The sequence below is a fragment of the Sphingomonas sp. genome (genome assembly GCF_042095875.1).
GTDB lineage: Bacteria > Pseudomonadota > Alphaproteobacteria > Sphingomonadales > Sphingomonadaceae > Sphingomonas.
In genome coordinates, this window is the sequence record NZ_JBELMJ010000072.1 from 1 (window position 1) to 7,949 (window position 7,949).

5 protein-coding genes are annotated in these 7,949 nt (G+C 65.0%); 2 read left to right on the forward strand and 3 right to left on the reverse strand.

Annotated elements, in window-relative coordinates; all coding sequences use genetic code 11:
- Together ACFDS6_RS15990 and ACFDS6_RS15995 are read left to right on the forward strand one after the other, a co-directional pair.
- The coding region (locus ACFDS6_RS15990) for a GNAT family N-acetyltransferase (protein WP_375273097.1) at window positions 1–1,368 on the forward strand (1,368 nt) is incomplete at its 5' end.
- Between the two features lie 28 nt (window positions 1,369–1,396).
- Window positions 1,397–4,696, forward strand: a complete 3,300-nt coding sequence (locus ACFDS6_RS15995; RefSeq protein WP_375273098.1) for a glycosyltransferase — start codon at window positions 1,397–1,399, stop codon at window positions 4,694–4,696.
- Between the two features lie 261 nt (window positions 4,697–4,957).
- Here the strand turns inward: ACFDS6_RS15995 and ACFDS6_RS16000 are convergent, their stop codons facing one another.
- The 3 genes from ACFDS6_RS16000 to ACFDS6_RS16010 form a co-directional block, all read right to left on the reverse strand.
- Entirely contained in the window at window positions 4,958–6,580 is a 1,623-nt protein-coding gene (locus tag ACFDS6_RS16000) for a DUF927 domain-containing protein (protein ID WP_375273099.1), read from the reverse strand.
- 197 nt (window positions 6,581–6,777) lie between these two features.
- On the reverse strand, window positions 6,778–7,677 hold the full coding sequence (locus ACFDS6_RS16005) for a hypothetical protein (protein ID WP_375273100.1): 900 nt from the start codon (window positions 7,675–7,677) through the stop codon (window positions 6,778–6,780).
- Window positions 7,667–7,861: a helix-turn-helix domain-containing protein gene (locus ACFDS6_RS16010; protein WP_375273101.1), complete on the reverse strand. Its 195-nt coding sequence runs from the start codon at window positions 7,859–7,861 to the stop codon at window positions 7,667–7,669. Before ACFDS6_RS16010 ends, ACFDS6_RS16005 begins: the two co-directional genes overlap by 11 nt.
- Window positions 7,862–7,949: the final 88 nt, after the last annotated feature.

Below are 7,949 nucleotides of genomic sequence, written 5' to 3' on the forward strand. Positions count from 1 at the left end.
AAGGGGATCGATTACGAGGAGGCGGCGGTCTGCCTCGTGCTGGCCGGGCTGCTGCAATGGACGCGGGCCGCCTTCTACCGCCACACCGCCTTGACGCAGACGCCGTTGTCGGGCGCGTGGCTGGCGACACTGGCGGCGCTGATGGCCGGCGTCACCTGGATAGGGTTCTTCGCTTATCGTCATGTGCCGTACGACGACGCTCTGTGGTGGCGCTTCGCGTGGACGGGCGACGCGCCACGCTTTCTGCGTGCGACGCTGGCGGCGGCGGTGCTGCTGACGGCGGCGGCGCTGTGGCGCTGGCTGGGACCGACGCGAGCGATCGTCACAACCCCGGTCGATCCGGGCGCAGTCGCTGCGGTGCTGATGCGGGCAGACCGCACCGATGCGATGCTGGCGCTGACCGGCGACAAGCGCTTCCTGCTGGCGGACGACGCGCAAGCGATGCTGATGTACCAGCTCCGCGGTACCACCTGGGTCGTGATGGGTGATCCGATCGGTGAAAGTGCGGCGTGGCCGGCGCTGCTGTGGCGCATTCGCGACATGGCCGACCGCGCGCAGGGGCGGCTGCTGCTATATCAGGTCACCGCGCCGGTGCTGGAGCTGGCCATCGGCATGGGGCTGAACATCGTCAAATACGGCGAGGAAGCGATCGTCGATCTGGCCAACCTGACCTTCGACACGCCGCGGCTGCGCTCACTGCGCAAGGCCGAGCGTGCCGCTGCGCGCCGGGGCCTCACTTTCCGGATCGTGCCGGCGGGCGCGGTGCCGGTGGTGCTGGACGAGCTGGAAGCGGTGTCGGCTGAGTGGATGCAGGCCAAGGGGCATGGCGAGAAGGGCTTCAGTCTGGGCCATTTCGACCGCGATTATATCAGCCGGTTCGATGTCGCACTGGCAATGGAGGGAACACGGATCGTCGCGTTCGCCAATCTGTGGCTGACGGCGAACCGGCGTGAGGCGTCGGTCGACCTGATGCGTCATCGGGCCGATGCGCCACATGGGGCGATGGATTTCCTGTTCTACCACATCATCGATTGGGCGCGGGCGCGGGGCTATGCCCGCTTCTCGCTGGGGATCGCACCGTTGTCGGGTATCGCCGGACGCCGGCTCGCGCCGGCCTGGGCGCGGGCGGCGGCGCTGATCTTCCGCCACGGCGAGCGCTTCTACGGATTCCGCGGGCTGCGTGCGTACAAGGAGAAGTTCGCGCCGCGCTGGGAGCCGCGCTACATCGCCGGACCGCGCGGGCTGGCGCTGGTGCAGGCGCTGCGAGACCTGTCGCTGCTGGTTGGCAGCGTGCCCGTGACGCATGACCAAGTTGTAATCCCGGGCTCAGCATCCACCCACGCCCCGCAGATTAGTGCCGCCGCCTGATCTGCATCCGGTCCGGGGTCCGTGCGCCATGTCCTCTCCCATCTTCTTTGATCCCAGCGGCCGTCGCAGCCGTATTTCTCGCCGCACATTGGCGGGATTGCTGCTGCTGGTCGTGCTGGCGGCAATGGGGTTCGCGACGACGCTGGTGATGATGCCGGCGCGGCACGACCTGGCCTTGCCGCTGCCTCAGCCCCATGCCGCCGCCGCGCGGGGCGAGCCGCACCGTCACGGCCTTGCCGCATGGCTGCCGCGTCATGGTCGCGCGGCAGATCGTACGCCGCTCAGCATCGGCTTCTACGTGCCCGGCGACGATGCCAGCCTGGCATCGCTGCGCCGCAATGCCGGTGCGCTGGACTGGGTCGTGCCCGCGCTGGTGACGGTTGCTGGATCCGACCACCGCGTGAACGTGGCGACCGATCCCGGTTTCACGCGTACCCTCAGTGCCTTGCACCAGGCGCCCAAGGTCCTGCCCATGGTCCAGAACTACGGCGATGCCGGCTGGGATGACACCGGTGCGGCGCGGCTACTGGCCGACCCTGCGGCACGCACCGCATTGGCGACGCGGTTGGGTAAAATCGCGACGCAGCGCCATGCTGCCGGCTTGGTGATGGACCTGGAAGCGCTGCCTGCGAGCGCGATGCGCCCATACCTGATCTTCCTGCGTCAGCTCCACGCAGCGCTTCCCGCCGGCAGCATCGTCGCGGTCACCGCGCCCGCCGGGGACGCGGACTGGCCGCTCGGCGCGATCGCCGCGGTGACCGACAAGGTCATCGTCATGGCGTACGACCAGCATTGGGAGGGCGGCACGCCCGGCCCGATCGCCGCACAGGACTGGTTCGTGCAACAGATCGAAGACGCGCGCCGGGCGATACCCAGCAACAAGCTGGCGGTGGCGCTCGGCAGCTACGCCTACGATTGGCACGGCAGCGATACCGACGCCCTGTCGATCGAGGAGGCATGGCTCGCCGCGCACGACAGCGGCACCACGCCGCGCTTCGACCCGAGCAGCGGAAACGCCGCCTTCGGCTATGATGAGGCTGGGCAGCACCACGACATCTGGATGCTCGACGCGGCGACCAGCTGGAACGAGATGCAGGCGCTGAAGCGGCTCGGCATTGGCAATGTTGCCTTGTGGCGGCTCGGCAGCGAGGATCCAGGCTTCTTCGCCGATCTCGCCGCGATGCGGACCGGCACGCAGCCTGACCTGTCGCGCGTCGCTCCTGTGCTCAACACCGATGTCGAGGGTTCCGGCGAGATCCTGCGTATCACCGCCACGCCGCGCGACGGTGCGCGTCATGTACGTACCGACGCGCAGGGGATCATCCGCGACGAGCGCTACACCGCGTTGCCGACACCCTATGTCGTCCAGCGCGCAGGTGCCGCCGATCGCAAGGCGCTGGCGCTGACGTTCGACGACGGACCGGACGGCAGTTGGACACCAAAGATTTTGGACGAGCTGGAGGCGGCGCACGTTCCTGCCACCTTTTTCGTCGTCGGCGAGGGCGCGCTGGCGCATCCGGGCTTGCTCAACCGCATCGTCGCCGATGGGGACGAGATCGGCAACCACAGTTACACTCATCCCAACATGGCCCGCCTTGGCCCGCGTGCCACGGCGCTTGAGCTGAACGCGACGCAGCGGCTGGTCCAGGCCTATACGGGGCGATCGATGACGCTGTTCCGCGCGCCGTATTTCGGCGATGCGGAGCCGACGACGACCGACGAGCTCGGCCCCGCGCTCGAGGCGCAGCGTGCGGGCTACACCGTCGTTGGGCTGCACGTTGATCCCAACGACTGGCAGCGGCCGGGCGCCGACGCGATCGTCAGCCAGGTGCTGGCACAGGTACGTGCCGCCACCGCGCAGAACAGCGGCAACGTCATCCTGCTCCATGACGGTGGTGGCGATCGGTCGCAGACGGTGGCGGCGCTGCCGCGGATCATCACGGCGTTGAAAGGTGCCGGCTACCATTTCGTGACCGCATCGCAGCTCGTCGGTGTGTCTCCTGACAAGGCGATGCCGCAGGTCACCGGAAGGGACCTGTGGGCGGTGCGCGCCGACGTCGCGATCTTCGTCGTGCTCGCGGCCTTGTCGGCACTGCTGACCTGGCTGTTCTACGTCGCGATCACGCTCGGCATGGCGCGCGCGGTGATGATGGCGGGGTTGGCCCGGCTCCAGGCGAGCCGCCACCGGGAATTGCCGCCTGCGTTCACCCCGGGCGTGTCGGTCGTCATTCCCGCCTTCAACGAGGAGCGCGTGATCGTCGCGTCGGTGCACCGCGTGTTGGCGAGCGACTATCCTGGGTTGGAAGTGATCGTCGCCGACGACGGATCGACCGATCGCACCAGCGCACTGGTGAGGGAGGCGTTCGCGGGCGATCCGCGCGTACGGCTGTTGACGCTCAACAACGGCGGCAAGGCCGCGGCGCTCAATCGCGCACTGCTGGCCGCCGCGGGCGAGATCGTGATCGCGCTGGACGCGGACACGCAGTTCGAGCCGGGAACGATCGCGCGGCTGGCCTGCTGGTTCGCCGATCCGCGGATCGGAGCGGTGGCGGGCGACGCGCGGGTCGGCAACCGTGTAAACCTGGTCACGCGGTGGCAGGCGATCGAATATATAACCGCCCAGAACCTGGAGCGGCGTGCACTGGCCGGGTTCGACGCGATGACGGTCGTGCCGGGCGCGGTGGGAGCTTGGCGTCGCGCCGCGCTCGACGCGGTCGGCGGTTATCCGGAGGACACGCTCGCCGAGGATCAGGACCTGACCATCGCGATTCAGCGAGCGGGGTGGCGCGTCACCTACGATCCGCAGGCGGTCGCCTGGACCGAGGCGCCGGAGAGCTTCCGAGCACTGGCCAAGCAGCGCTTCCGCTGGGCGTTCGGCACGCTGCAGTGCTTGTGGAAGCATCGGGCCATTCTGCGCACGCGCGAACCGTCCGGTCTGGCGCTGATCGGGATGCCGCAGGCATGGCTGTTCCAGATCGTCTTCGCCGCCATCTCCCCATTAATCGACTTGGCCTTGGTGATATCGATGGTGGCGACGGTGTTGCGGGTCAGCCAGCATGGCTGGGCGCAGACCAGCGGCGATGTCGGCACCATGGCGCTCTACTGGCTCGCCTTCACCACGGTCGATATCGTCTGCGGTTGGATCGGCTACCGGCTTGATCGGCGTGGCGCGCATTTCCCGGCGTTGCTGCTCGTCGCGCAACGGCTGGTCTACCGCCAGATCATGTACGGCGTCGTACTGCGCGCCATCGCGGCGGCGATTGGTGGCTGGACGGTCGGCTGGGGCAAACTGGAACGTAGCGGTAGGGCGAGCATGGCGGGCGCTTAACGAGAAAGCTCTCGCAATGTCTGGCATTGCTGCTGGCCGTTCAGGCAGGAGGAACGGGAGAGGTGTCGGGGTGGGTACACGAGGTGCTACGCCGCGCGCTGTGCGGTAGGTCGTCGAGAACGAGATTGCCGTTACGCCTTGAAACCGCATTAGAGAAACAGGCGCGCTCGTGAAAAGCGCGCCTGCCCAGGGCAACTGGTGGTAAAAGGCAGAGAAGTTCACCACGCTCCCCCTTCCCCAGGGGCAGCGTGGTGCGCCGCGTCACTCTTCGCCGAACTCCTCCTCGGGCTCGGCAGTCTCGTCGTCCGGCACGCGAAAGCAGTAGAACCGCTTCCGCTCGCCGTTTTTAGTGAGGGAACGCTTCTTCGTCAGATGCCTTCCGTCCCTCATCAATAGGCTCGTGACGGCCGCCTGTCGACGGATCGACAGCCAGTCGGGGAAGACGGCTTCGATCTTGTCATCGGGGATTAGTAGCTCCATGCCCTGGGGCCCCGGCAGGGTGATCGCCGAGGCCGCTAAGAGCTGTTGCTTCTTGAGCTTGTCTCCCTTGTCGGCCAACTTGGTGGTCGTCGGCTCCTCCAGAACGGCCTTCAGACGCTCCACGAACGGCTGCGTCGGCTGTGCCCCCTGAATGTGCTGACGGTAGCAGGCCAACGCAGTTTCTTCGCAGTTCACTTCACTCGGTAGGACATCGTACCCGACAGCAAGCTTGCCTGCGGCGTAGACGAGCCCAAAAGCGTCTGCGACACGGATGGCAGAGCCGCTGTTCTGATCGACCCCGGCCAGCTCTCGGAAGCGCGCCATCAGATGCTCAATCTGCCGTGCGAGGCGCTTAGGGTGCTTCGCACGGTCGTTTACCAGAGCCTGGAGATAGGCCCGGCCCGCCGTGCCGTGGTGCTTGCTCACGGCCTTGCTGAGAGACGCAGCGAATGCACTAGAGCTATTGTACTCCTCGGGCAGGAAGTCGAAGACGCCATAGTCGCGGTCCTCGCCAATGGGGAGCGTGAGGAGGCGATCCGCGGCGGCTTTGGTAGCCTCTTCGTCGTCGTCTAACAACGCAGTCAGTCGGTCATTGGAAGAGCTCAAGTAGGAGAAGCGGTACGTATCCCCGGTCTGAGACTGGCCATGCCGACCTTTGTGTGTGCCTGCCGCGGCTTTGAAGGCGAACGCCTTGAACAGTGTGCCACGTTTCTGTTTGCTCTCACCCGCGAAATACAACCCCGCTTCATCGATGATCAATGGCATGTCGTTGTGGACGATCATGGTGTCTTCGAGTGAGTTGAGCGTCATGTCAAAAGTCATGGCGTAACTCGAGCCATTGTGCGCGAATGGCGGCCCCATTACCGAAGCGGCGAGCTGCTGGATGGTGGTCTTGCCTTTGCCCTTGCCGCCAACGATTTCGAACCCGAAGTTGTCACGCCGGGATGACAGTCGCAGCAGCGCCGGCATGAAGGCCATCATCAGCGCGAACAGGGCGATAGTCTGTCCGATCAACTGGGCCGCGACCTTGCGTTGCCACCCTTTGAGGGTTCCTCCTTGAGCGCACTTGCCCGGCATTGCCTTGATTGCGACAAGCGGGACCTTGGAGTCGACGGAGCTGATGACGTCTCCATCCGGAAGAACAAAGTAATTGCCGTTCCAACCCACTTGGTCGGCGATCGGGTAGTCTTTGAAACTGCTGATGTGGGTCGCTCGCTTGATCGCATCAGGCAGCATGTTGCCAATGAGATAAATGTCACGTTCACGGAACACCCTGGCAACGTTCGCCGCCGTGTCTGCCAAGAGACATAGCGGAATTGCAGCGGTGGTGTCATTCTGTTTCGCGATAACAAAGGGCTGTCCCGATAGGGAAGTTGCCCCAGTCAGGTTGGGTCGATCGAGCATTTTAGAGCTCCTATTCCTATAGACTTGTTCTCCGCCCCACTGCCCCACTCGCCCCACATGATTGTGGCTGTCGTATTATTCATTGACCTGGCAGAGACGAGGGTGCGCAGTGTTAGGCTTCGTGTTAGCTGAACTTGAGCATTGAGCATGTCGCCGGCCCCTCTACGGGGGCCTGCGGTGCCTTTCCGCGACGGCATTCATGTACAAGGGCGTTCATGACTCAGGATCAGGCCCCGGCGTCCGATCCGCGCGCCCATGAGCAGGACGAGGTCGTCGAAGCGCCATCGATCCATCCAGAGCAACCATTCGCTGTGGTAGGGTTCTGGGATCCGCGCCTTGATGCGTTGGCGAATAGACTCGCCCTCCGGACTGGTGCCGATCCACCGTGACGGCCAAAACGGCTGGAACAGATAGGTGATCGGATCGGGGAGGTTGGTCAGAGGCGTCCGACTCAGACGAACACGCTGTCGAACATGGTCATCGTCGTCGTCACTGCTGCTCGATCGGTAGCGCGACATGTGGCGTAGCCGATCAACCGCCTCGATGGCCGAGTCCGTCGCCAAGAGGTGGACGTGCAGTTGATATCGTCGCTCGTACGGCTCGAAGTCTGCGTGAAGGCCGGCAATTAAAAAGCCTCCTGCCTGGAAGGCGCCGGTTCGGCGAATGTCGGCCCGTAGCTGAGCTAGGAGTGCTCGCGGATCAAAGTCAGCAAGGCTCTCTGCAGCGATGCACCAGCCCCGCTTAAGCAGCGTCGCCGTCGCAACCTGATTCCGGGGTGCGCTGTCCGCAATCTTCCACACTTCACCCACGAGCTTCAGCCGGGTTCGGCGGGCGGCCATGGCAGAGGCAGGGGAGTTGTAGGTATCTTCGCCTACCGCTTGGCTCGCGAGCTTGCTCGCCAGCAACCGTGCGGCTTTGCGATTCCGTTTACCCAATAGGGACGCTCGTTTCTCGAGAAGGCACACTCGCACCATGTCTTCGTGGCAGGCCTGCTTGCGCTTCTCGAAAGTGAGCAGGCCGTCAGCGCGGGACGTCGTTCGGTCGGCGCGATACTCAGCCGGCGGCATACGCAAGTCGGCGATGGACTTACCGGGCATGGTCTTGCTCCGGCGTTTCCGCGTCGAGAAGGCGGTTGATGCTCTGCATGGTGACGACCGTGCGTCGGCCGATTTTGCGCGCTTCCAGCTGCGAGCTCGCGATCAAACCGTAGACGGTCGTTCGAGAAATCGAGAGTGTCTCGCAGGCCTCTCGAATTGAGAGAGCCAGCTTCGTGTCGAACATCGTGTACCTCCTTGTATGTGCACACAGAGGCTAAGTGAACCGCCCCGGGTTTGTGGGAGGCCCCAACTCCTGAGAGGAAGGGGCCATG

Bases quoted from the DNA above. Each gene is read 5' to 3' on its own strand.
- ACFDS6_RS16010 (WP_375273101.1), bottom strand. From the start codon at position 7,861: ATGTTCGACACGAAGCTGGCTCTCTCAATTCGAGAGGCCTGCGAGACA.
- ACFDS6_RS16000 (WP_375273099.1), bottom strand. From the start codon at position 6,580: ATGCTCGATCGACCCAACCTGACTGGGGCAACTTCCCTATCGGGACAG.
- ACFDS6_RS15995 (WP_375273098.1), top strand. From the start codon at position 1,397: ATGTCCTCTCCCATCTTCTTTGATCCCAGCGGCCGTCGCAGCCGTATT.
- ACFDS6_RS16005 (WP_375273100.1), bottom strand. From the start codon at position 7,677: ATGCCCGGTAAGTCCATCGCCGACTTGCGTATGCCGCCGGCTGAGTAT.